The organism is Paenibacillus thalictri (assembly GCF_004307995.1).
GTDB lineage: Bacteria > Bacillota > Bacilli > Paenibacillales > NBRC-103111 > Paenibacillus_AF > Paenibacillus_AF thalictri.
In genome coordinates, this window is the sequence record NZ_SIRE01000017.1 from 93,688 (window position 1) to 117,958 (window position 24,271).

Sequence of the window (24,271 nt, forward strand, 5' to 3'; positions counted from 1 at the left end):
AATGAAAACCGCGTTTTTTTTGAATTTACTATGTGGTAAAAATGCGCTTTTCAAAGCGGACGTAGACTTGAGAGTTTTCCGCAGGAAAACTAGCTTCGGAAGCATCCGCTTTTCGTACCCATCTTTTTCCCTCCATCACCACAATGAATAAAAATTCACTAGCGCAAACCCGCGGGCAGAATCTGTGGGCCGAGAGGGATAAGGGAGAGTAGGATCCGCGGGCCGAGATTAAGGTAAGGAGATGGAATGCATGTCGAAGGGAACGTACACGAATCCGGTTATGCCCGGGTTTCATCCCGATCCGTCGGTGGTCAGGGTGGGAGATGATTATTATGCGGTGAATTCCACGTTTCAATTTTTTCCGGCCATTGTGATATCGCATTCCCGCGATTTGGTGAACTGGCGGTATATCGGGCACGGGATTACCCGCAGCGAATGGATTCCGCTGGCCGATTTGCCGGATTCGTTTGGCATATGGGCGCCGGATATTTCTTATCATGAAGGGACTTATTATATTTTTGCCACGCTCCGGCTGCATGGCATGGGCCGGCAGAACATCATGATGAAGTCGGACCGGCCCGAAGGACCTTATTCCAAGCCGGTTGTGCTGAATACGACTGGGCTCGATCCTTCGCATTTTATCGACGATGACGGCGCGCATTATATGGTGTACGGCGGAGGCGGGGCATGGATACAGCGGCTGTCGGACGACTGCATGCAAGCTGCCGGCGAACCGCGGCTGTTGTGGCCGGGAACGGGACGGCACTCGCCGGAGGGTCCGCATCTGCTGAAAAAAGACGGCTTTTATTACGTCATTTTGGCGGAAGGCGGCACCGAATACGGCCACTGCATCACCGTCGCCCGCTCCCGGGAGCTGTTTGGCGAATACGAGCCGTGCCCGCTTAATCCGGTGCATGAGCAAACCGACCGCAATGCGGTTATTCAGCGCGCCGGACACGGCAAGATCGTGCAGACGCAGCATGGGGAATGGTGGATCATGCATCTGGGCGGACGTCCGCTTGCCGGCGGTTTTTGCACGTTGGGCAGGGAAACGTTTCTGGAGCCGGTGGAGTGGACGGCAGACGGATGGTTTACCGTCAATGGGGGACGCGGGCCCAGCGATACACAGCGGCTGCCGCGGCTTGAAACGAAACGTTACGACAAGCCGCAATTCGACGATTTTGATGAAGGCAATCTGCCGTTTCATTGGCAGTTTGCCCGCAATCCCGCGGACGGCGACTGGTCGCTTACGGAAAGGCCGGGCCACCTGCGCATCTGGACCCGGGACGCCGGGCTGGAATCGATCGACAGCCGCAACGTGCTGGTGCGCCGGGAGACAAGCCACCGCTATTCGGCGTCGATGAAGCTGGAATTTGCTCCTGCCCGGCAGGGGGAAGAGGCGGGCTTGGTTTGCTACTACGATACGAGGTGTTTCATCAAGCTGGCGCTGGCTTACGACGGGGGACTTGTCGTCAGGCTGACGGAACATCGCGCTAGGACGATGACCCGACTTGCAGAAACAGCATATGTCCCGGGTGATCCAAGTTATCCGGGTGATCCGAGCTATCTGGGCGATCTGGGAGAATCAGCCGATCAATCCGGGCAGGTTGAGCCGGCCAGTGACCGGGGTGTGCAGTACGGTCAAGCGTCAGGAAGCGGCGGCATCGCCGTTGACACCGCCGCGCCAATTTATTTGAAGGTTGAAGTGGATGGAGTGCGGCGTACGTTTTATTACAGCAGCGATAACGTCAAGTGGCATAAAGCCGGGGAAATTGCCGATGCGGTTTTTTTGAGCGACGAGGGAACGATGGAGAAAAAGGCGTTTACCGGCACGTTGGTCGGCGTCTTTGCAACCGGCGGGGGTTCGGGTCGGCGTATTGCCGCCGATGTGGACTGGTTTCGCTATGAGGATCACTAGGGGCAGTTTCCAGCAACAATCAATGGGGAGATGAAAGGGATGAACACGGCGGATCAGCTTAGGGAAATTGCCGGTTTGCTCGTAGATATGGACGATTTGTTTGCCAAGTTCTACGAATGGCTTGCCGGACAATACAGTCCGGTTACGGGAGGATTTTATTATGCCCGCAGCTCGTTTGAGATGGAAGGGTTCAACCCGGATATCGAATCGACGGCGCAGGCGGTCAATATTTTGGAGCGGTCGGGATTGCTGGATACGCTGCCAATGTCCGTGAAGAGTAAGCTGATCACGTTTTTCCAGTGCAAGCAGGACCCGGTAAGCGGTTATTTTTACGACGAAGATGCCAATATGCGCCGGGACGAGGTCATGGTGGCCAGGGCGTTCTCATATAGTACGCATTCCTTGCAAAAGCTGGGCGGCAAGCCGCTGCATCCGCTGCCGGGCGAGGCCGCTCCGCTTCCCGAATGGATGTCGGCTCCGGCGGCTTATGTCGGCTGGCTGCGATCCGTCGATTTATGCAGCAGTTGGCGGGGCTGCGATTTAATGAGCAGCTCCAATCAATACGTAGCCCGTCTTGGCGTGTCGGAACGCCAGCCGTATGTGGAAGCTGCCGCGCATTATTTGGCATCGATCCAAAATGAAAACGGGCTGTGGGGCGGCGGCAATCTGTACATACAAATATCCGGCACGTTTAAGCTGAGCTCCTTCTACAAGCGGTTTGGCGTCAAGATGCCGAATATGGACCGGATTTATGCGACGATGCTCCGCTGTCTGCGCGGCGATGAAGCCGATGATATGTGCTGGATCCGCAATCCGATCGATTTGCTGGAGACGTTCCGGGGGGATTTGCATGTTCCCGTTCATGAGCTGCGGGAAATTGTGGAGATCACGTTATCGAACATGCGCAAGCTGCTGCGCCAGGACGGCGGTTTCTCCAGAGAAATCAAACAATCGCCGCCTGCGCCGAACGTAGCCCAAGTGAAAAAAGACGATGGGTACCCGAATATGCCCGCTGCGGTTCCGATTGGCAGAGGACTCGTGGAAGGGGATATGAACGCAGGCACCCAGGCGCTGCTGATCCGTGAAAATTGCCACTTGCTGGCCGGTATTCCCCATAAGCCGCTCGCCCAATATACCGGGCAATTTGCGGAAAAACTCGGTGGGCGCCCGTAACCTCCGGGATGCAGCGAACATATGCCCCCGGTGTTGATATCATCGATAATCTCAGCGAGGAGAGTAACCTCCGGGGTACAGCGCCCGTATGCCTCCGCTACGTGTGCGAGCCTCGAGTAGGAGCTTCTTCAACTGCTTCGGAAGGCATTCGCGTTCATCTGCCTCTGCTAAACGCACGAATTCCGAGCAGGCGCCGCGTTCCGGCGCCGCATGGCGGTGTTTCAGGCAGCATCCATTTTCCGACGTGGCGCTTGCATCCATTTTCAGAAGCGGGCATATACACGAGCCGAGGTATGAGCTTCGTTTAACCAAAACATATGCCGGATTTAACTAGATAGGCTGCAAACCGCCACAATATAACTTTTATCTTGTATGATAGGCAGGAGTTAAATGATCAGCTTAGAACTGAAAGGGGCATATCGAAACTTATGACAGCACTTGAAGCGAACAAACTGTCGCCGGCCGAGTGGGCGAAAGCGGCGTGTGATTCACTTATGGCGAAATATACTCCGGAGCAGCTGCCGCCGGAAAAAAGATGGCATTACCACCAAGGCATTTTCCTGTATGGCATGCTGCAAGTATGGAAATGGAGCGGAGAGGAGCAATATGTATCCTACCCGAAGGAGTATGTCGACAAGCTGGTAGACCGTCTCGGCAACTTGTATTACGCCCGCGATGAGCTGGATGCGATGATGCCGGGATTGCTGCTGCTTGCTCTCGACAAGCAATATGGCGAACCGCGTTACCGTATCTCCGCCGATAAATTAAGAAACTTGTTTAATACGCTGAATAAAACAAGCGAAGGCGGCTATTGGCACAAAGATAAATATCCGTACCAGATGTGGCTGGACGGGCTGTACATGGGCGGCGTGTTTGCCATGCAATACGCATCGCAGTACGGTGAAACGGGATTGTATGACATGGTGCTGTATCAGGAACAATTAATGAGGAAGTATATGACAGACGAATCGACGGGACTGCTTTTCCATGCATGGGACGAATCCCGCAATTTCCCGTGGGCCGACCCGCAAACGGGCTGCTCGCCGGAATTTTGGGGCCGCTCCTTGGGCTGGTATGGCATGGCCGTCGTCGACTTTTTGGATGAACTGCCTGCCGGGCACCCTGGACGCGAGCAGCTCAGTGCGGCATTAAAGCCGTTTGTAGAAGCATTGCTCCGTTACCAGGACGAAGCAAGCGGTATCTGGTACCAAGTCGTGGACAAGGGACATCAGCCGGATAACTGGCTGGAGACATCTTGCACCAGCTTGTTTGTTTATACGATTGCGAAGGCGATCAAACACGGCGTTATCGGCGAGCAATATTTGGCCGCGGCCGTCAAAGGATATGAAGGATTGATTAACCGGGTGCGTTTTGACGAAAACGGGCATCTGATCGTTCCGGAAATTTGCATCGGCACATCCGCCGGGGATTATCACAATTATGTCACCCGTCCGGTCAGCGAAAACGATCTTCATGGGGTTGGCGCATTCATTTTGGCTTGCGTTGAAATGGAAGATTTGATCCAAAAATAATAATACGGACATATGTTCATACACAGGGGGCTGAACGCCGCATGGCGGTTTTCCATATTACCGATTTTGGGGCCGTCGGAGACGGCGCCGCAGACAATACACACGCAATAGCTTCAGCCATCGAGGCATGCGAGCAAGCCGGAGGGGGCACGGTGTACGTCCCGGCGGGAAATTATATAACCGGACCGATCGTGCTGAAGAGCCGGATGACGTTATACGTAGAAGCCGGAGCAACTTTAAGATTCCATACCCGCTTTGACGGCTACCCGGCAGTGCCGACAAGATGGTCGGGGTACGAATGTTACGGTTACTCGCCGCTTATATATGGAAAAGATATCCAGAAAGTCGCGATCAAAGGGGAAGGTATCATCGAAGGCCAAGGCGAAGCATGGTGGGAAGCGTACCGTGAAATCCGAAGAGGCGGTTCCGCCCCGGAATCGTCGGTGCGCCACGAGCTGATGGTGCTTAACCAAGCGCTGGCCGAATCGGTCAAAAGCAATATCGTGGAGTGGGATTCGCAATTTTTGCGTCCGCCGCTGCTGCAGCTGATCGGCTGCGAGCAGGTGGTGCTGGAAGGCGTGACTTTGCAAAATTCGCCGTTCTGGAATACACACCTCGTATATTGCGATCATGTCAATGTGCGCGGCGTTACGTTTAAAAATCCGTCGACTACGCCAAACGGCGACGGCTTCGACGTCGACTCCTGCTCCAATGTGCGGATCTCGGATTGCCACTTCGACGTTGGCGACGATTGTTTGTGCCTCAAGGCGGGCATTGACGAAGACGGCCGCCGTGTCGGGCGCCCGACGGAAAATGTGGCGGTTACGAACTGTACGATGCTTCACGGCCACGGCGGTGTCGTCATGGGCAGCGAAACGTCGGGAGGCATCCGCCGCGTCGTCATTTCCAACTGCATCTTTATCGGCACCGACCGCGGCATCCGCGTCAAGACCAACCGGCAGCGCGGCGGCGGGGTCGAGGATATCCGGATCAACAACATTTTTATGCAGGATGTGTTGTGTCCGCTCGCCATCAACGGCTTCTACAAGCACGGAGTGGATGAGTCGAATCCGATGATGACCACATCGGAGGCGGTTCCCGTGTGGGAGGGCACCCCGGTCATTAAAAACATTTACATCAGCGATATTTTGGCGAAAAACTGCCTTGCTTCGGCCGGGTTTATATACGGTTTGCCGGAAGCGCCGATCGAAAACGTCGTGCTTCGCCATATGACGCTGGAGACGACGCTGGACCCTGAGGAAAAAGGCGGAGAGCCGGACATGGTGCGCGAGGAGCGTGTGATGGCTGGAGAAGGCATGTTGTGCAAGCACGTAAAAGGGCTGGAGCTGCATCAGGTGACGATCGAGACGCGGCAAGGTCCGGCGCTGCTGCTCGAAAACGTCAGCGACGCCGACGTTGACGGTCTCCGCATGCGCACCCGCCACCCGGCGACACCGGTCATCCGTGTGAAGGAGACGCAGCGTCTGCGTCTGCCGGTGAACGGTGAAAGCGCGGAAGCGGGTTATGCGGTATACGTATAAAACGCTGCTCGGAGAATGAAGCGGTATCGCCAAGTTATAGTTGGCTTTTCATGAGCGTCTGTGGTGCTTATCGCATCACGGCGCTTTTTTTATAGGGATAACTACATGCAAAACGTTGCAGGCGCCTACTAAAGATAGGCCGCCGCGGGGATCGCAGTTACCGGATAGCTGCTTTGACACAATGATGGCAGGCAAGCAGCTGAACTACGCCTGAAGCGGAATAGACCAGTCGGCTTCCTTGATCCAGGTGCGGTCCATAAACTCGCGCCCGCGCAGCACGACTTTATCCTGGTACACTTGCACGTATAATCCTTGAGAGGTGATGGAAATGGCCGGCTGCACGCTGCGCGTGCGCCCGACCGACGCATTATGGAACCAGTGGAACGATTCCGGCGTATAATGCTGCCCGCCGCGGAAATCCTGATGACGGTGGCCGGAGAACACAAACACATTTTTGTAAGGCTGCAGGATGGAACGGAATTCTTTGGCCCGGATTAAGGAATGGCTGCCGCCGTCTTGGCCCATGGCCGGCAGCGGCTGGTGGATCATCACGAAAACCGGACTGCCGTCGCGATGTTCCTCCATCTTTTGCTTGAACCATGCCAGCTGGGTGTCGGAGTAATAAGCGCCTTCGCCGACTTCAGGGCGTTCCTGCACGTACGTTTCCTGCGACAGCATAATGATATGGCAGCCGTTCACGCGGAAGTCGTGATATACCTGATCCATGCCGAATTGCGCCATAAATGTTGTGCGCGACTTCTCGTCGGAATGGCCGTTTGGCATCGCGTCTTTATTCCATTGCCCGTGTTTGTCGATCCAGATGTTATAGTAATCGTGGTTGCCCATATTAACATGAAGCGGCGGAAGGTGCTTGTATCCCTTCATGACCTTGTTGTACTCACGGTAGTCCGATTCGCTGCCCGAATCTGTAATGTCTCCGGTGATCAGCAGCGCTTCCACCTTGGGCTCAAAGGAGATCACATCGTCGAGCGCTTTGCGCAGCTTGTCGCTTTGCTCGGAAAGCCCGCCGTTAATATGGGTGTCGCTCATAATCATAAAGCTTAGCAAGGGTTCCGTTTGAACCGGCGCTTGCGTACTCTCTATATTGGCTTCAGCTCCGCGGCTTTCCCCGGCTCCGGGCGATTTCGGCTGTTCATGGGCCTCTATACCGCTTGCAAACCATTTCCACAGCCCGCTGACGGCTGCAACTGCCAATGTCAGCATCGTAAGCAGCAGTTTGATAAATTGCCTTCTAGACATCAAATTCCCCCCCGGTTGCAGAACGATTGACCCTTCTTATTCTAAAGCGGCGTCCCCATTACATGCCGATTGGGCAGACAGGCGCCGATTGGCAAATCGGAAGTTTTGGAGATTCCGCAATTAGTACTTCCGCTATTATTATAACGAACGGCAAGCGGAAACGGTTCATTTTTGAACAAGAAACCTAAATCCCGTGCCGATCCCTCACGAACGCATACGTGCAGTCACTCCCGAAGAAGTTATTTTTCAAATTTGCAGCAAAATCCCGGCAGTTCGCGCAATAAGCGAGCCCAAATAAGAAAAACGCGGATTATGCCGCATTAATGGCCGGAATTATGGAAAATTAAACCGTGAAGACATAAAATACTGATGAAATGTTTAGCTTAGCAAAGTATAATGAAACGGGATCAATAAACAACAGGATGTGGTCAGTATTGGGCAATGAACGTTTGCTGCTCGGATTTATGCGGAAGTATTGGTATTTTTACGGTTCTGCGATCATTGCTTTAGGCATCTCCAACGTGATTCAGTCTTATTATCCTAGGGTGCTCGGGCAATTTGCCGACCAGCTGCAGACAACCGGCATTACCCCCGAAGCTATTGAGCACTACAGCCTGCTGCTGCTTGGGATCGGTGTGACGTACGGCGTGATGTTTGCTGTTGGCCAGTACACCGTGATGCGGCTGGGCCGGTATTTCGAGTTTACGACACGGAGGAAGCTGTTTGCGCATTTTACCGGACTCAGCGAAAATTATTACTCCAAGCATGGGGTCGGAGAACTGCTCAGTTACGTCATGAACGATGTCACCGCCGTGCGCGAATCGATATCGATCGGCTTCAATCAGACGACCAATGCGATCATATTGATTTTGTCGGCGATGGTCATGATGTCGCTCAGCTCGATACCGATTTACTTAATTCTTGTATGCGTGCTGCCGCTGCTTGCAATTCCGGTGGTGGTCGTTTATTTGGGGCCGATGATCCGCAAAAGGTCGCTTAAAGTGCAGGAGTCCCTGGCCAAAATGACCGAGTCGGCAGAAGAGCAGTTCGGAGGCATACGGGTCACGAAAAAATTCGCCGTCGAAGGCGTTATGCAGCAGCGGTTCGGGCGAACGGTGGACACCATCCGCGACAATCAGCTGCGGCTCGTCCGGATATCTTCGCTGTTCCAAGCGGCGCTGCCGTTTCTGGGAGCGCTGTCACTGGTCATTACCGTCATTTTTGGCGGATATTTGACCATTCAGCATCGCATCACGCTCGGCAACTTTGTCTCGCTGACGCTGTATCTACGCATGATGGTCAATCCGCTGCAAAACATCGGCAATGTCATCAACACGATGCAGCGGTCCCGCGCCTCCTTGGAGCGGATTAAAAAGCTGCTCGACGTGCCTGCGGACATCCGCGAATCCCAGCATGCTAAGCCGTTGGAGCAATCGGCCTCGGACATATCCATCCGCGGCTTATCGTTCGCTTACCCGGGTGCGAGCCAGCAGGTGCTGCGAGACATCGACATCGTCGTGCGGCCCGGCACTACGCTGGGCATTATCGGCAAGACCGGCAGCGGCAAAACGACGCTGGTCAAGCTGCTGCTGCGCATATATGAGCCGCCGGAGGGAACCATCCGCATCGGCAGGCAGGATATCCGCCATGCGACGCTGGAGAGCTTGCGCAGCCATATCGCTTATGTGCCGCAGGACGGATTTTTGTTCAGCACCACGCTGCGCGAGAACATTGCGTTCTCCGACCGGGAGCATCTGCCGGCAGAGGCTGTCGAGGAAGCTTCGCGCCAGGCGCAGCTGTACAACAATATTATCGATTTTTCCGAGCGGTTTGAGACCAAGCTGGGCGAGCGTGGCATCACGCTGTCAGGCGGCCAAAGGCAGAGGACCAGTTTGGCGCGCGGATTTATTAAAGAAGCTCCGATACTCATATTGGACGACAGCGTCAGCGCGGTCGACGCGGTAACCGAAACCCGCATCATCGAAAAGCTGCGCGAGGAGCGCACGGGCAAAACAACGATCATCATCGCCCACCGGATCAGCGCGCTCCAGCATGCCGATGAAATCATCGTATTGGACGAAGGGCGTATTGCGCAGCGCGGCACCCATCAGGAGCTGCTTGCCGAGGAAGGTCTTTACGCTTCCCTTCACGCCATCCAAGAGGAGGGGACCCGTCATGCCGAGGGATCATAACATCGTGAGCGCCGACGTCCGGCCGGGCGAGGAAATCAGCGGCGCCTACAAGGTCAGCAAGGAGCAGCGCCGGGCCGCCTTCAAGGCGATCATCGCGTTTGCGAAACCGCACCGGATGACGTTTATTTACGTGTTTTTATGTACGATTGTTGCGATCTCGGCGGATTTGCTGCAGCCGTACCTTGTCAAAATTGCGATTGACGATAACCTGCTGATCGGGAAAAACGATTTTCACATGCTGCTTGTGATATGCGGCGTTTATCTCGGCTTATCGGTGCTGAGCTTTGGCTTCACCTACTTGCAGAACAATTTGCTGCAGTACGCCGGCCAAAGCATTGTGGGCCGTATCCGCAAAGATTTGTTCCAGCACATTACGAAGCTGTCGATGTCTTTTTTCGACCGCTTTCCGAGCGGCAGTCTGGTGACTCATATATCCAGCGACACCGAAGCGCTCAACCAGTTTTTTACCCAAGTGTTTCTGAGCTTGATCCGCGACGGCATGACGCTGCTGTTTATCATCGTGCTGATGTTTCAGCTGGATCCGATTTTGGCGTGCTACAGCCTCATTCTGATTCCGATTATCGCGGCGATCGCCATTGCTTTTCGCTCCTATATGCGCAAGACGTATCAAATTTCGCGAACGCAGCTGTCGCGGCTGGTCGCTTTTGTTGCGGAAAATTTGGCGGGGATGAATCTGATCCAGGCGTTCCATCAGCAGAAGGAGCAGCAAAAGCTGTTTACCGAGCAAAACAACCGGTATTTTCGCGCCAATCTGCGTGAAATTAGAACAAATGTGTTGTTTAACCGTTCTTTTGATATATTGGCCAACTTGTCCGTTGCCTTTCTGGTATGGATTGGCGGCATGGCCGTATTTCACCGTTCTATCGAATTTGGCGTACTTTATGCGTTCATCACCTATATCCGGCAATTTTTTCAGCCGATCAACTCGATCACCCAACAATGGAACACGCTGCAATCGACAACGGTGTCGATGGACCGTCTATACCGCTTGTTTACGACCATGCCGGACATAACCGATTCAGCTAAAGCCAAAAAACCCGATTTGGCAAAAGTGGAAGGGAAAATCGACTACAATCGCATCCAATTCGGCTATCAGGAAGGGACGACGGTCATCCATGACCTCGATTTGCATATTCGTCCCGGCGAAATGGTCGGTGTCGTCGGTGCGACGGGGGCCGGGAAAAGCTCGCTGATGAGCCTGCTCTGCCGGTTTTACGATGTGCAGAAGGGCAGCGTACTAATCGACGGCACCGATGTGCGGGACATCGCTCAGAGCTCGCTTCACCGGATGATCGGACTCGTTCAGCAGGAGCCTTATTTATTCTCCGGCAGCATCGTCGATAATGTGAGGTTGTTCGATACGCGGATCAGCCGCGATCAAGTGATGGAGGCTTGCCGGTTCGTCGGGGTAGACAGCCTGATCGGCAGGCTGGCGGATGGTTACGACACGCATCTGTCCGAGCGGGGCAGCGGACTGTCGGCGGGCGAGCGGCAGCTGATTTCATTCGCGCGGATCGTTGTGTTCCAGCCGAAAATATTGATTCTGGATGAAGCGACCGCCAACCTGGACTCCCATACGGAACAGCTGATCCAGACGGCGCTGAACATCGTATCGCAGGGCAGAACGACACTGGTCATTGCACACCGGCTGTCCACCGTGATGCAGGCCGACCGGATTCTGGTGATGAACCAAGGGCGGATCGTTGAGCAGGGAACCCATCAGGAGCTGCTTGAATTAGAAGGTTATTATGAGCAATTGTACCGCCATTCGCAAGGGAAAGCGGAAATGAAAGCCGTATAAGGCGTCTGAACGAATGGGCCGGCTTATCTACGCAAAAAAAAGGTTGGGGAGCGCTGCGGCTTCTCAACCTTTTCATATTATGTGAGGCAAGACCGTACGCCATCTGCACCCTTCCATATTTCCCTAAGCGCGCGTTGCAGCGCTGTACGGCGGTTGGTCGAACGAAAACAAGCACCGCCGCCGGCGCAATCGAGCCAAACTACTCCGCTAAGGAATGGTGGATGATCGTATTCGAGAGCCGGTCCATCACCATCGAAACCCCTCCGTGAGCGACACCCAGCTCGCCCAAATCCGAACAATAAATGTCCAGGTTTTTCAGAAAACGATCGGGAATCATCTCCCTCAGCGTGTTCCAGATGGAATTGATCAGCGGCGATCCCAACAGCGCGAGCAGTCCGCCGATACAAATGACCTTCGGATTGTAAGCGTTGACGACGTTGGCCAATCCGATGCCGTGATAATGCCCCAGCTCATGGATCGCGCTGGTCAGCTTGGCGTCTCCGCTGTTCACTCCGGCGACGATATCGGCAAAAGACAGCTGCTGCGGCGTGGTGTCCAGCAATTCGTAAAGCGCCTTAACCGAGGCGTACATCTCCCAGCAGCCTCTGCTGCCGCAGGAGCATTTTTTCCCGTTCATATGGATGGTGGAATGGCCCAGGCGGCCTGCGGTGCCGGTTGCTCCGGTAAACAGTTCCCCTTTATGATACACGCCGACGGACAACCCCCAGGAGCTGGTGACATATACGAGATGATCCGTCGATTTGGCGCGCCCGAAATGAACTTCACCCATTGCACCGGCATACGGTGCGGGATTAATCCACATCGCAAGCGACGGATTTCTCTTCGACAGCTCTTCCATCAGCGGGAAGCTGTTCCATTCTTGAAGATTGGCGCTGTATTCGACCATATTGGTTTCGATGTTGTAATAACCTTGAATGACGATGCCCGCCCCAACGACGCCAAGCTCCCGATGCGCGTGGGATTTCTCGAGATCGGCCAATATACGCGAGATCTTGTCCACGAAGTAATGCGGATTTTTGTTGTCCAGCGGATAAACCCGGGATTCCGCAATTTTGCCGAGCAGATCGGTAACAAGCACCGTAAACTGATTGATTTCCACGTCCACCCCGATACAAACGCCGGCTTGCTCGTTAATATCGACCAATACCGGGGGGCGTCCCCTTGAAGTGCCCGTCGTGCCCAGTTCAACGACAATGCCTTTTTGCAAAAACAGATCCACACAGCTGGACACGGTCATTTTATTCAGGCCGGTCAGCGCCGCAATTTTGGCCCTGGACAAAGGCCGGTGTTGAAGGATCGTTTTGATCGTATGTTCCATATTGATTTTTTTGACGAGGTCATGATTGCCGATCAGGCCTTTGGATTGCATCGTTATCACTACCTTACTTTCGGCTTGCTTTAAGAGGTAGTTCAAAAAAGTCGTCATTTAATCACGAAGGAAGTCAGGAAGCGAATCAGCATCGAATCTTGCGTTCTCGCAACCTTCCTGGTTGCATGGGCGAGCAGTTCGCCATCAGGCGAACGACCAGCCTCGGTGCTGAAAAGCCGACTTTTTGAACTCGCACTTAAGTCCTAATAAGTATAAATACTATATTAAAATAAAATCGTTGTCAAAACCTTATATGCCAAGCGCTGTGCGGGTTTTCGGGATAAGGTGTTTTGGATAAAGCCAGTTATTGACACAATAACGAAAAGTTATTATATTAATAAACAGTATTCCAAGTTGTAAACTTGGTATAAATCATATACTAAATAACGAGGCGGTGTGACCATGAGTCCATAATGCTGTCAGAAGAAAGGGCGGGAAACGAGCCGGCGATAAGGAGCAGAAAGCTTAAAGCAAGGGATTTGCAAGTTTGTAGACACGGGCCGTGCAAGAATAAATCGCTCATCGCACATGTTTAGTATATTATTTATACAAATAAAAGTTGATTTCTACATAGTCGAAAAGGGACAATCAAGTTTAGAATAAAAAAATCGTGCATTTTATTAGTATAAGATATATACTAAATTACAGGGGATGAAAACGCTTCATCATTTTATCTAAGGGGTGTTTAACTCATGAAGAAACGGAATTTAGCCAGCGCTATACTGGCGAGTTTACTGCTGCTGTCGGCTTGCTCGCCGCAATCCAAGGATGCCGCTCCGGCCGCATCCGGCAATTCAAAAACAGCTGAAGCGGTCGCCGCACAGAAACCGGAGGAGGTTGCGGGGGAAATCTCATTTTGGTCCTGGTCGCCGGAAGACAATGTGTGGCAGGATCTGATCAAAGCTTTTAATGCGAAATACCCGAAAATCAAAGTGAACTATGTGCGCACTCCTTCCGCCGATTACGAGAAGAAAATCCAAGTCGCCATTCAGGGAGGCGAGGTTCCCGATGTCATGGCGTTCCAAAACGGGCCGATGATTAAAAATTATTCCCCGATTTTGGAGCCGCTCGCCCCGCTGGCGGAGAAAACGTTGGGCAAGGATTGGGAAAAGACGTTTAAAGCGACACCGATGGAATCGTCAAAGAAAAACGATTATAAGACGATCCCGACCGGCGTAGCGGTCACCCCGTTTCTTTCTTACGATGTGGATATGTTCAACAAAGTGGGGGCGCATCCTCCGAAAACGTACGACGAGCTGAAGCAGGTGGTGAAAAAGTTCGAAGATGCCAAGCTGCCGGGCATTATTCCGCGGGTAGGTTTTGCCGGGGGCAAAAGCGCTACGGTAACGGACGTGTTTTATACGCTGGTTAATCAGATCGCGCCGGGCAAATTGTACGAGGCGGATGCCGGGAAAGCGAAATTTACGGATCCTGTGTTTATTCAAGCGACCAATGCTTTTAAGCAATTTTATACGGATCAATTATTTCAGGACGGCAACTTGACAACCAAATACGACCCGGATTTAAGGGACATGTACGAGCAGAAAAAACAGCTCCCGATGATATTGGTAGGCGCTTGGATCATGAACGACGTCGCCAACAAGGACGGTCTGAAGATGGGCGACCGCACTTTCGGGCTTGTGCCTATGCCGGTGATTTCCGGCGGCAAAACAAGCGTGCTGATTAACGGCGACGTGCCGCTTGGAATCAGCAAAGAATCGAAAAACAAAGCGGCGGCGTGGCGGTTCGTGGAGTTTATGGCTACCGGCGATTACCAGACGATATTAAGCAAGGCGCTGCAATTCCTTCCGGTGAAGGAAGGGCTGTCGATGGATAAAGCAAACTTGAAGACGGACATTGAGAAACAGTCGGTCGATGTGATTGTGAACTCGCTCACCAAAGATGTCGGCGGCATCCGGTTCCTGGATAACGCTTCGATTGAACAGGCGATTTTTGTGAATTTGCAGAAGGTAGCCTCCGGAGCGGCAACTGCTGAACAAGCGATGGCCGAGGTGCAAAAAGCGTCGGATGCGGTGAAACGGTAAGCCGCCGGCTTCCGGCGAACGGGAAATGAGAGGCTGGCGGCGCTAAATGGGCGACAGGTGCTGCGGCGGTCCGGGCCTCTCTCAAATACGCATGCGGGGAGGATACAGGTGGAATTCGCTTTGAGGAAATGGAACAAGCGGAGCGCGAAGCCGGTCAAGAAGCGGAAACGAAACCGGTTCACAGGATTTTTTTTCACGCTTCCTTTACTGCTCTTTGTAGGTGTGTTTACGTTTTTCGGGATCTTTTACAATGTGTACATCGGTTTTTTCGAATGGACGGGAATCGGCAGCAAAACGTTCATCGGACTGGACAACTACATCCAATTGTTCCAGGATTCCGCCTTCTATAAGGCGCTTGGCAATACGGTATATTTCCTCCTCCTTACGCTTCCCGCTTCGATGGCAATCGGCCTGCTGATGGCTGTTTTGCTGAACGGCGTATGGGCTTTGGACGGAATGTTCAAATCGATTTTTTTCCTGCCGCATGTCATTGCCGTCGTGACGATCGGAACGACCTTCTCCGGCATTTATGAGCCGAATTTCGGGCTGCTGAACACGCTGCTGAGGGCGGCCGGGTTAAACGACTGGGCGCATTCCTGGTTATCCGATCCGGCGACTTCGCTGAGCGCGATCGCCGCCGCTTATATTTTTGCCAATGCCGGATTTTACATGCTGATCTATTATACGAGCATGCTGAACATGGAGCAGGAAATATTCGAGGCGGCCAAAATCGACGGAGCCGGGGTGGTCCGACAGTTTCGCCACATTATTTTCCCGATGCTGACCGGCACCCACGTGACACTGATGATTCTTGGCATCATCTTTGCCCTGAAGGTGTTTGACCTCGTGTGGATTATGACCGAAGGCGGACCGGGAGACGCAACGGAGCTGCTGTCGACGTTTTTGTTCCGCGAATCGCTGTTAAAATACCATACCGGTTACAGCAGCGCCATTTCCGTCATCTTGCTGCTGATCGCGTTCGGCTACACGGTGGTTCAGCTGCGCGTTTATAACAAAATCAGGAGGTAGCGCCATGTTCGTCCGATTGCAGCTGTCCGAAAAGCTCGTTATGAACGGCCTTCTCCTGCTGCTTGCTGCGGTGTGGGTCGTGCCGCTCGTCTACCTTGTCATGTATTCGTTTGAGGGAGGAGGCTGGGCCAATTATCAAGCGGTGCTCAGCCTCAAGCAGTTTCCGTATTTTCTGATGAACAGCTTTATCGTATCGGTGTGTGTTGTTGCGCTTTTGCTGGCCGTTGTTTCGCTGGCCGCATACGGCTTCAGCAAGCTGAGGTTTCCGGGCGACTCGTCTTTGTTTGCGCTCTGTTTGATCGGTTTGATGATTCCGCCGGTAGCTATGCTGGTTCCGCTGTTTCACACGGTCAAAGCATTTCACTGGATCAATACGTACATGTCGCTGATCGGTCCGGAAGTGGCGTTAAGCATTCCGTTTACGCTGCTTATCGTCCGCAATTCATTTGACGAAATCCCGGGAGAACTGCTGGAAGCGGCGGAAATGGACGGGTCCGGCGCGTGGGGAAGGTTTTTCCATATCATATTGCCTTTGGCCGTGCCGGTGTTAACTACGATTTGCATCTTGACGTTTCTGAATTCGTGGAACCAATATTTGTTTCCGCTGGCGTTTATTAATAAAGAAGCGATGCTTACGGTAACAATGGCTCCTAAATTTTTCATCCAGGAATATACGTCGGATTATCACAAAGTATTTGCGGCGCTGGTGTTGATTACCATTCCGATCGTAGTTCTATATATCTTCGGTCAAAAATACATGCAGCGCGGTTTGACAAGCGGGGCCATCAAATGAATTGAAGACCGCATAAGACTTGGAGGATACTATGAGCGAACAAAAATCCGGGAACAAGAAGCCGAATATTTTATTTATCATTGCCGACGATCATCGTTCGGACAGTATCGGCGTTTACGGGAATCCGCACGTGCGGACCCCCAATCTGGATCGGCTGGCGGCGGAAGGGGTGTTGTTTCAATCCGTATATACAATGGGCGGTCAGACGGCGGCGTTGTGCGTGCCGTGCCGTGCCAGTTTATTAACGGGAGCGAATGCGTTTCGCTCGACCGTTTCGAATAAGGAGGTCACGCTTGCGGAGACCGAAGATCGCAGCCTTTGGGAGCTGAATCCTGCGCTCGCCATTTTGCCGGAGGTGCTGCGTCAGGAAGGGTACCGCACGTTTGGCACCGGGAAATGGCATAACGGCAAAGCGGCTTTTGCCCGCAGCTTCTCGGACGGCGCTAATATTTTCTTTGGCGGGATGGGAGACCATGTCGGCCTGCCCGTGCATGGATATGATCTTGACGGGATTTACCCCCAAGAAGCGGCGCAAATGAGCAGTGTATTTTCGTCGGAATTGTTTGCCGAGACCGCCAGTGATTTTATTCAAAGTTATGAAAGCGACGAGCCGTTCTTTTTGTACGTGGCGTTTACCGCCCCTCATGATCCGAGAACGCCGCCCCCGGGATACTCCGAGCTTTATTCGCCGGAAGGTTTGCCGCTTCCCGGCAATTTTATGACCGAACATCCTTTCGATAATGGAGAACTGCAAGTGCGAGACGAGCAATTGGCCGTCACTCCCCGGCAGCCGGAAGAAATCCGCCGCCATTTGGCCGACTACTACAGCATGATTACGCATATGGACGAGCAGATCGGACGTATATTGCATACGCTGGAAGCCAGCGGGCGCGCCGATGATACGATTGTGGTATATACGGCGGATCATGGGCTTGCCTTGGGACAACACGGCTTGCTGGGCAAACAAAACTTGTATGAGCACAGCGTGCACATTCCGCTTGTCATGCGCGGACCCGGTTTGCCGCAAGCGGCGGGAATCGAAGCGCTGGGCTGCCAAATCGATATTTTTCCGACATTATGCGATTTGACCGGCATTTCTTGTCCGCAGACGGCAGAGGGGCGAAGTCTTGCTCCGTTGCTCCTGGGCCAAGCGGCTGCAGTGAGGGAAAACGTGTTTGCAGCCTATAAATCGCTGCAGCGTATGGTGAGGGACGACCGTTGGAAGCTGATTCGTTATTACCGCTCGGGAGGGGGCGGCTCCGAGCGAACCCAACTGTTTGATCTGCAGGCCGATCCTTGGGAAGTCAGCGATTTGTCCGGGGAATCTGCGCATGAGCCGCACTTGCGGCGCTTGGAGGCGCAGCTGCTGCAGTGGCAGCGGAATGTGGGAGACCCGCTATTAATTGAAACCGCACATTGAGAGGTGATGGTACCGTGAGCCGCCCTAATTTTCTTTTTCTGTTTCCGGATACGCACCGCGGAGATTGGCTGCCGTTTGCGCCGCATGTATGGTCCGAGCTGGGGATGGAACCGCTGCCCTTGCGTATGCCTCATTTGGAGGCGCTGATGCGGCGGGGTACGACCTTCACCAAGGCCGTGACCTCCTCGCCGTTATGTGCGCCGGCCAGGGCATCGCTTGCTTCCGGACTCAGATATAACAAAGCCGGTGTAGCCGGGAACCATGAGAATTACCCGCTGGAGCGGAAAACATTTTATTCGGCGCTGAAAGACGGCGGTTACCGCGTAGGCGGGGTCGGCAAATTCGATCTTCATAAGGCGACGCATTGGTGGGGATTGGACGGCTGGATCGACGAGCTAGGCCAGCTCGGATTTACCGACGGCGTCGATAATGCGGGTAAAATCGACGCTATTGTGTCGGGCAAAGATGCGCCGCAGGATCCTTATATGAAATACTTATACGATCAAGGGCTTGCGGAAGTTCACCTGAGGGACATGACGGATCGCGGCAAACGTACGGATGCGACGGATTTGCCGGATGAGGCGTATTGCGACAATTGGCTGACGCGCAACGGGCTTGAGCTGCTGAGCACATTTCCGCAGGAGACGCCTTGGTTCCTGATGGTTAATTTTACGGGACCTCATGAACCTTTTGATATTACGCACCGGATGAAAGCGGCGTGGGAACAGATCCAGTTTCCGGAACCGAACCGCTGCACGCTGCCACGGGAGGTATGGAACGGCATCCGGCAAAATTATACCGCCATGCTTGAAAACATTGACCGCAATATCGGGCTGCTGCTGGAGGCGATCGACAAGCGGGGAGAATTGGACAATACGATTGTCATTTACGCTTCCGATCATGGAGATATGTTGGGCGATTTCGATTTATTCGGCAAATGCAAGCCGGAACGCGGCTCCACCCACATCCCGCTGGTCGTCAGCGGCCCGGGTGTGCAAGTGGACAGGTACAGCGATGCGCTTGTGGAACTTCAAGATGTGGCCGGTACCATTCTCGATTTTGCCGGTCTTTCCATGGAGGAAGCCGAGGATGCATGGTCCTTCCGCAAAGTGCTTGCCGGCGAGACCGCCGTGCTGCGCGAAACGCACGTTTCCGGCTTGGATGAAGGGCCGCAGCATGCCGGGGAGTGGCGAATGGTGTCGGATGGGCAATGGAAGCTGATCGCCGAACGGGGAAGGAAAGCAAGATTGTACCACATTAAAGCCGATCCGTGGGAAAATCACAACGTTGCCGAGGATTATCCTGAAATTGCCGCAAGATTGGCCTCGGCGCTTTGAACGCCGGCGGCGGCCGCTTCAGCGTTAGAGCAAGCGATGGACAAAATGATTGGAGAGAGCAATCCCCTCAACCGAACTGCAGCAGGTTCGGAGGGGATTGTTTTTTTTGTGCCAATTCTGATTTTCCACATTAAATTGAAGATTTTCGGGCATTTGGTTGTTCTACACGAAAAGGGATGCGAATGGAAACGACCGTTCCTTTGCCGCCAAAGGAGCTTAACCGGATCCCGTAACGTTCACCGTATTTCAAAACAAGACGGGCGTGAACGTTGGTAATGCCCAAGGACTCGTTACGCACATATTCAGCGTCACAATGCTCGGTTATTTGAGCTAATTGGCTAGTCAAATCGTTTAACCTCGCCTCTGTAATGCCCGGCCCATTATCGGCAATTTCGATAATTAGATCCTGATCTTCGTTATAAGCGCTGACCAAGATCGCGGCGTCTCCACCATTCGGTTCGACCGCATATTTAACCGCATTTTCTGCAATGGGCTGCAGTGTCAGCTTGACGCACAGACAATCTAGAAATTTCTCATGCACATAAATATTGCTTTGAAAATAGAGCGAAAATCGTATCTTTACGATGCCTAAATAATTCATCAAATGCTGAATCTCGTCCCGAAGCGTCACTTCTGCATCGGCAAATTTGGCATTGTAGCGGTAAACGTCTGCCAAATTGCGGGCCAGCAGCTCGATTTTGGGTGTTTTTTCCAGATAGGCGATGCTTTTGATAAGCTCTAGAGAATTATAAAGCAGGTGTGGATTAATCTGATTTTGCAGTACACGGATCGCCGCTTCCTTTTGACGAAGCATGAATTTGATTTCTTTTACCCTCAGCTCAATTACGGTTTCGTTTAGCTCCTTCAATTGCTTCACCATGGTATTGAAGCTGATGTTCAATTCCTGAAGCTCGTCCTTGCCTTCATTGATTTTGGCGCGTACCGAAAGATCCCCTCCGGCCAGCCGGCGCATCAGGTTCTGCAGCATGATAACAGGTTGTACGAATCGTGCGGATACATAAGGGACGACAAATAAAATACATAAAGTAATTACAAAAAATGTAAACCATGTTGCGTTTCTGGCTGTCTTTAATCCACCGGCCATTTCGTCGAATGGGGTGACTGCGACAATTCTCCAATCCGTCACATAAGAGCTGCTTTTCGAGACAAGCCAACTTCCATCATGCCAGCTTTGAATGAACGTATTGTTAGGATTGTCAAGATTTAGCGTGACCATCTCTGTTTGCGATCTCGGCAAGCCGAGCCACTCCGCATTGGGATGATATACGATCGTGTCGTCATCGGAAAGGATAAAGAAGAAGCCGTTATGCCCCAGATTGGAACTGTTAAACGTTGAGCCGATTTCCGACATATTAAAATCAATGATTAATCTGCCGCATAATTCGATATCGCTGACGCTATAAACCGGAATAATGAGCGACAATACGGGGACTTGTGATTGCTGAGGGTAATTTACCCTGTGTGTGGACAACACTTTCGTTTCCGGTGAAATGGGTGTGTGGAACCATGGTTCCTGCTGATAATAAAGCGGGTTGGAGTAAAACTTCCCAAATGAAGACACAATGTCTCCATCGCCGGACATCAAGAACATTCCCACGATTTCCGGATAATTGTTGCCAATGCTGCGGACTAGCTCGCTCTCCACCGTATCCTCTGAACTTATTCGAGCTTCTTTATGGGTCAGCCACGTTTGGACAACGCTGTTGCGTGTTAATGAATTTGTCGAGCGGATCATCTGCTTGAAATAATAGTCAAAGTGATGATTCACATTTGTCGCCGACTCGCTGGAGAGCCTGTAGAAATCCTTTTGTATCACTTCTCCAAAATAATTATGTGAAAATAGAAGCATCATGAGCAAGGATGCAAGATTAACGATGAAGAATCCGGCGGTCATCTTCCATTTAATCGAAAAGCGGTACGGAAAACGCATGTTCATAACCCCATTTTCTTACGATATTCATTGGGAGACTCGCCAACGACGCTTTTAAAAACACGGTTGAAATACGGAAGTGATACGTAACCGACCATTTCCGACACTTCATAAACTTTAATGTCATACTCCCAGAGCAGCTCCTTCGCTTTTTCGATTCGAAGTATGTTCAGGTAATGGACGAAGGAGTGGCCCGTATGCAGTTTGAAGAGATGTCTGAAGTACGAAGTGCTCAGACTGCAGTATTCAGCCATTCCGGTCACTGTTAAGTTTTTCATATAGTTCTGTTTGATATGATCACATGCCTTTTTAATAATCGATTTCACATCCTGGCTGGAAGCTGCGGCACTGATACGGCCCCAGGCTTCCACTAGCAGAAGAAAATAACTGCGAATGGCTTCGTCACTTTCACTTTTAGCTGGAGGTTGGTAACCTGGATCTATGCCTTGAAGGAGCTCAATCAGCTTATTCGAAAAAACGCTCAGTAAACTGGTGCGGACACCCTTGGGAGCCGACTTCATCTGCAGCAGCGAATTTACAATGGCCATTATTTCCCGGATCATTTGTTGCTGGTCTAACTTATCGATTTCGATGAAAAATTCTTGCATACGGACAAGGTACGCGTGTGTATCTCTGAGCGCATGGAGGCGGTTGAGTGAGCGGCGCAGTGCATCCAGAAGCTCCTCCTCCAAAATCGGTTTCAGCAAATACTCGGATACGCCGTGACGAATCGCTTGCTTGGCGTAATCAAAATCGTCATGACCACTGATGATGATCGTAACGATCGGCAATTTTTGTTCATCGATCTGTCGGAGCAGCCACAATCCATCACCTTTAGGCATGACGATATCCGTAATCACAATCGTCGGCCATAACTCCTGGATTAAGTTCCAAGCATCTTCGCCATTTCCCGTTTCTGCGACAACCTTAAATCCGCAGCTGGAATTCTCGACCATTTCAATAACGGCACTGCGTACGAGCGGTTCGTCTTCTGCAACCAGAACATGAAACATGGGGTAATCTCCTCGCTCTAAACATCAAAGGATTTGTGTCTTATATATTATATGTTATTAACGTATAATCCAATATGATAGTTAGGATTATACTTCATGAAAGTTGAAATGGTTAACAATTCATCATTTAGGTTAAAGACGAATTTCTGAATCTTGGCTAGAATATGGACATTGGCAGCCAATGCGAGTGTTTTTGATGTAAGTCTTGTTGTAGAAAGCGGTTGCTTTGCTTGATCAGCTGTAGAAAACTACAAGGGGGAGTACAAATGAAAAAGAGTTTATTCACAATGATGGCGACAGCTCTCGTATTCAGCAACGTTGTCGGTTGCTCGAGCAGCGCCAAAACGCAGCCAGATGCAGCAAATAATGGAGCCGGCGGAGACGGGAATGAAAAAATCGCGATCAACATGATGACTTATAGCGTCGATGGCGGCGGTTGGCCGGATAACGCCGAGATCGTTCAAGAGCTCAATAAGAAACTGAATATCGATTTGAAGATACAATGGGTGCCAAACGACAACTACGATAACAAGCTGGAAACGCTGGCAGCTGCCAATAATATGCCAGACCTCTACACAATCAGAGATATCAAACGGTATCTGTCATGGCAGCAAAAAGGTATTTTAATGGATGTAAAACCTTCTTTGAACCAGTACCCGAATTTAGTGAAATATCTCGGCGAAGACGGATTTAAAATACTGAACCCGAAGGATAAATATTATGGGTTACCGTATTATGTTCCTGAAACCCGTGATTCGCTCGCCATTCGCCAAGACTGGCTCGATAAATTGAATCTGAAGATGCCGACGACGATTGACGAATTTTATAGCGTTGCAAAAGCTTTTGCAACCCAAGACCCTGACGGGAACGGCAAACAGGATACGGTTGGCTTCAGCTTTGCGGTCAATCCGCAGACAGGTGTGTTCGAGAGACTTGCCTTCCTGCAGGGCGCTTTTGGGCTTGCGAACGGCTGGAAAGAAGAAAACGGGAAGCTCATTCCGTACCAAACGCAGGTATCGGAGCTGAAGGACATGGTAGCTTTCCTTCAGAAGGCTTATAACGAAGGCGTACTGGACAAAGATTTCGCTGTCAATAAACTTCGTGATCCCCTTAATAAATTTGAGGCCAGCAAAGTCGGGACCGGTTATGTCAATCCTAATGAAGTATACTCCAGCACGATTCCTTCGGTCACAAAGGTAGATCCGAAAGCTAAGGTTGTACAGTTATTGCCGCCTAAGGGGCCGAAAGGACAGGCAACGCTTACGGGTACAGGAGGAACGCAAAAGGTAGTCATCAATGGGAAAATTGATCCTAAAAAGCAGCAGCGCATCCTGAAGCTGCTTGACTACATGATGTCCGACGAAGGAACTGATTTGATTAAGAACGGCATTGAAGGTGTCGACTACAAGAAAGTTGACGGCAACAAATACGAGAAACTCGACTTTGACAAAAACAGACCGCAAATCCTTTCGCTTTGGTTTCTCCGCAGATATGATCCGCTCATTCAGGTGTTCAAGTTTAGCGATCCGCAGTTGGCGCAAAATCTAAGCGTCTGGGCTGAGAATAATGCTAAATATGCTTGGAAAAACCCTGGCGCCGGATTGGTATCGGATACGAACGTAAAAATCGGAGCAAGCCTGGATCAGAAGCTGGCGCAAGCTTTGGTGAAAGCAATTATCGACAAAGAATCAGTAGACACTATCGACAAAGCCGTAGCCGATTGGAAATCAGGCGGCGGGGATAAAATTATTAAAGAAATCAATGACGCTTACGCGGCCAGCAAGCAGTAACCGTATGCAAAGTTCATCCAAAGTGACTAGGTAAACATCGAGGGCTCCCTGGTGGGAGCCTTCTC

16 protein-coding genes are annotated in these 24,271 nt (G+C 51.8%); 12 read left to right on the forward strand and 4 right to left on the reverse strand.

Annotation, left to right across the window (positions count from 1 at the left end; genetic code table 11):
- The first annotated feature begins 250 nt into the window (after window positions 1–250).
- The 4 genes from EYB31_RS23110 to EYB31_RS23125 all read left to right on the forward strand — a co-directional run bounded on the left by EYB31_RS23110 (window position 251) and on the right by EYB31_RS23125 (window position 6,164).
- The gene (locus EYB31_RS23110; protein WP_131015788.1) at window positions 251–1,918 is read left to right on the forward strand and encodes a glycoside hydrolase family 43 protein; all 1,668 of its coding nucleotides are present in this window, start codon (window positions 251–253) and stop codon (window positions 1,916–1,918) included.
- A gap of 39 nt (window positions 1,919–1,957) precedes the next feature.
- Window positions 1,958–3,091: a hypothetical protein gene (locus EYB31_RS23115; protein ID WP_131015789.1), complete on the forward strand. Its 1,134-nt coding sequence runs from the start codon at window positions 1,958–1,960 to the stop codon at window positions 3,089–3,091.
- 428 nt (window positions 3,092–3,519) lie between these two features.
- Complete coding sequence (locus tag EYB31_RS23120; RefSeq protein WP_131015790.1) at window positions 3,520–4,623, forward strand: glycoside hydrolase family 88/105 protein; 1,104 nt, start codon at window positions 3,520–3,522, stop codon at window positions 4,621–4,623.
- A gap of 41 nt (window positions 4,624–4,664) precedes the next feature.
- Window positions 4,665–6,164 carry a glycoside hydrolase family 28 protein gene (locus EYB31_RS23125; protein WP_131015791.1) on the forward strand — a complete coding sequence of 500 codons (1,500 nt, stop codon included), beginning with the start codon at window positions 4,665–4,667 and terminating at the stop codon, window positions 6,162–6,164.
- Between the two features lie 204 nt (window positions 6,165–6,368).
- On the opposite strand, the gene EYB31_RS23130 is transcribed toward EYB31_RS23125, so the two are convergent.
- Window positions 6,369–7,424 carry a metallophosphoesterase family protein gene (locus tag EYB31_RS23130; protein ID WP_131015792.1) on the reverse strand — a complete coding sequence of 352 codons (1,056 nt, stop codon included), beginning with the start codon at window positions 7,422–7,424 and terminating at the stop codon, window positions 6,369–6,371.
- Window positions 7,425–7,858: 434 nt separating this feature from the next.
- Here EYB31_RS23130 and EYB31_RS23135 point away from each other — a divergent pair, with 434 nt between their 5' ends.
- Window positions 7,859–9,616, forward strand: a complete 1,758-nt coding sequence (locus EYB31_RS23135) for an ABC transporter ATP-binding protein (protein ID WP_131015894.1) — start codon at window positions 7,859–7,861, stop codon at window positions 9,614–9,616.
- Complete coding sequence (locus tag EYB31_RS23140; RefSeq protein WP_131015793.1) at window positions 9,600–11,438, forward strand: ABC transporter ATP-binding protein; 1,839 nt, start codon at window positions 9,600–9,602, stop codon at window positions 11,436–11,438. The genes EYB31_RS23135 and EYB31_RS23140 overlap by 17 nt, the downstream gene beginning before the upstream one ends.
- A gap of 199 nt (window positions 11,439–11,637) precedes the next feature.
- Here EYB31_RS23140 and EYB31_RS23145 read toward each other — a convergent pair whose 3' ends face one another.
- The gene (locus EYB31_RS23145; RefSeq protein ID WP_131015794.1) at window positions 11,638–12,885 is read right to left on the reverse strand and encodes an ROK family protein; all 1,248 of its coding nucleotides are present in this window, start codon (window positions 12,883–12,885) and stop codon (window positions 11,638–11,640) included.
- 635 nt (window positions 12,886–13,520) lie between these two features.
- On the opposite strand from EYB31_RS23145, the gene EYB31_RS23150 reads away from it, so the two are divergent.
- The 5 genes from EYB31_RS23150 (at window position 13,521) to EYB31_RS23170 (ending at window position 19,452) form a co-directional block, all read left to right on the forward strand.
- Window positions 13,521–14,873, forward strand: a complete 1,353-nt coding sequence (locus tag EYB31_RS23150; RefSeq protein WP_131015795.1) for an ABC transporter substrate-binding protein — start codon at window positions 13,521–13,523, stop codon at window positions 14,871–14,873.
- A gap of 120 nt (window positions 14,874–14,993) precedes the next feature.
- Window positions 14,994–15,902: a carbohydrate ABC transporter permease gene (locus EYB31_RS23155; RefSeq protein WP_131015796.1), complete on the forward strand. Its 909-nt coding sequence runs from the start codon at window positions 14,994–14,996 to the stop codon at window positions 15,900–15,902.
- 4 nt (window positions 15,903–15,906) lie between these two features.
- The gene (locus EYB31_RS23160; RefSeq protein WP_131015797.1) at window positions 15,907–16,695 is read left to right on the forward strand and encodes a carbohydrate ABC transporter permease; all 789 of its coding nucleotides are present in this window, start codon (window positions 15,907–15,909) and stop codon (window positions 16,693–16,695) included.
- 31 nt (window positions 16,696–16,726) lie between these two features.
- Complete coding sequence (locus EYB31_RS23165; protein ID WP_131015798.1) at window positions 16,727–18,115, forward strand: sulfatase family protein; 1,389 nt, start codon at window positions 16,727–16,729, stop codon at window positions 18,113–18,115.
- A 14-nt stretch (window positions 18,116–18,129) separates the two neighbouring features.
- Window positions 18,130–19,452, forward strand: coding sequence for a sulfatase family protein (locus EYB31_RS23170; protein ID WP_165452566.1), 1,323 nt, complete (start codon window positions 18,130–18,132; stop codon window positions 19,450–19,452).
- A 130-nt stretch (window positions 19,453–19,582) separates the two neighbouring features.
- On the opposite strand, the gene EYB31_RS23175 is transcribed toward EYB31_RS23170, so the two are convergent.
- Both EYB31_RS23175 and EYB31_RS23180 read right to left on the reverse strand, forming a co-directional pair.
- On the reverse strand, window positions 19,583–21,289 hold the full coding sequence (locus tag EYB31_RS23175; protein WP_165452567.1) for a cache domain-containing sensor histidine kinase: 1,707 nt from the start codon (window positions 21,287–21,289) through the stop codon (window positions 19,583–19,585).
- Window positions 21,290–21,405: 116 nt separating this feature from the next.
- Complete coding sequence (locus EYB31_RS23180) at window positions 21,406–22,416, reverse strand: response regulator transcription factor (RefSeq protein WP_131015801.1); 1,011 nt, start codon at window positions 22,414–22,416, stop codon at window positions 21,406–21,408.
- A 266-nt stretch (window positions 22,417–22,682) separates the two neighbouring features.
- Here EYB31_RS23180 and EYB31_RS23185 point away from each other — a divergent pair, with 266 nt between their 5' ends.
- Window positions 22,683–24,206, forward strand: a complete 1,524-nt coding sequence (locus EYB31_RS23185) for an extracellular solute-binding protein (RefSeq protein WP_131015802.1) — start codon at window positions 22,683–22,685, stop codon at window positions 24,204–24,206.
- Window positions 24,207–24,271: the final 65 nt, after the last annotated feature.

Bases quoted from the DNA above. Each gene is read 5' to 3' on its own strand.
- EYB31_RS23140 (WP_131015793.1), top strand. From the start codon at position 9,600: ATGCCGAGGGATCATAACATCGTGAGCGCCGACGTCCGGCCGGGCGAG.
- EYB31_RS23120 (WP_131015790.1), top strand. From the start codon at position 3,520: ATGACAGCACTTGAAGCGAACAAACTGTCGCCGGCCGAGTGGGCGAAA.
- EYB31_RS23110 (WP_131015788.1), top strand. From the start codon at position 251: ATGTCGAAGGGAACGTACACGAATCCGGTTATGCCCGGGTTTCATCCC.
- EYB31_RS23165 (WP_131015798.1), top strand. From the start codon at position 16,727: ATGAGCGAACAAAAATCCGGGAACAAGAAGCCGAATATTTTATTTATC.
- EYB31_RS23185 (WP_131015802.1), top strand. From the start codon at position 22,683: ATGAAAAAGAGTTTATTCACAATGATGGCGACAGCTCTCGTATTCAGC.
- EYB31_RS23150 (WP_131015795.1), top strand. From the start codon at position 13,521: ATGAAGAAACGGAATTTAGCCAGCGCTATACTGGCGAGTTTACTGCTG.
- EYB31_RS23115 (WP_131015789.1), top strand. From the start codon at position 1,958: ATGAACACGGCGGATCAGCTTAGGGAAATTGCCGGTTTGCTCGTAGAT.
- EYB31_RS23125 (WP_131015791.1), top strand. From the start codon at position 4,665: ATGGCGGTTTTCCATATTACCGATTTTGGGGCCGTCGGAGACGGCGCC.
- EYB31_RS23145 (WP_131015794.1), bottom strand. From the start codon at position 12,885: ATGACGACTTTTTTGAACTACCTCTTAAAGCAAGCCGAAAGTAAGGTA.
- EYB31_RS23160 (WP_131015797.1), top strand. From the start codon at position 15,907: ATGTTCGTCCGATTGCAGCTGTCCGAAAAGCTCGTTATGAACGGCCTT.
- EYB31_RS23130 (WP_131015792.1), bottom strand. From the start codon at position 7,424: ATGTCTAGAAGGCAATTTATCAAACTGCTGCTTACGATGCTGACATTG.
- EYB31_RS23180 (WP_131015801.1), bottom strand. From the start codon at position 22,416: ATGTTTCATGTTCTGGTTGCAGAAGACGAACCGCTCGTACGCAGTGCC.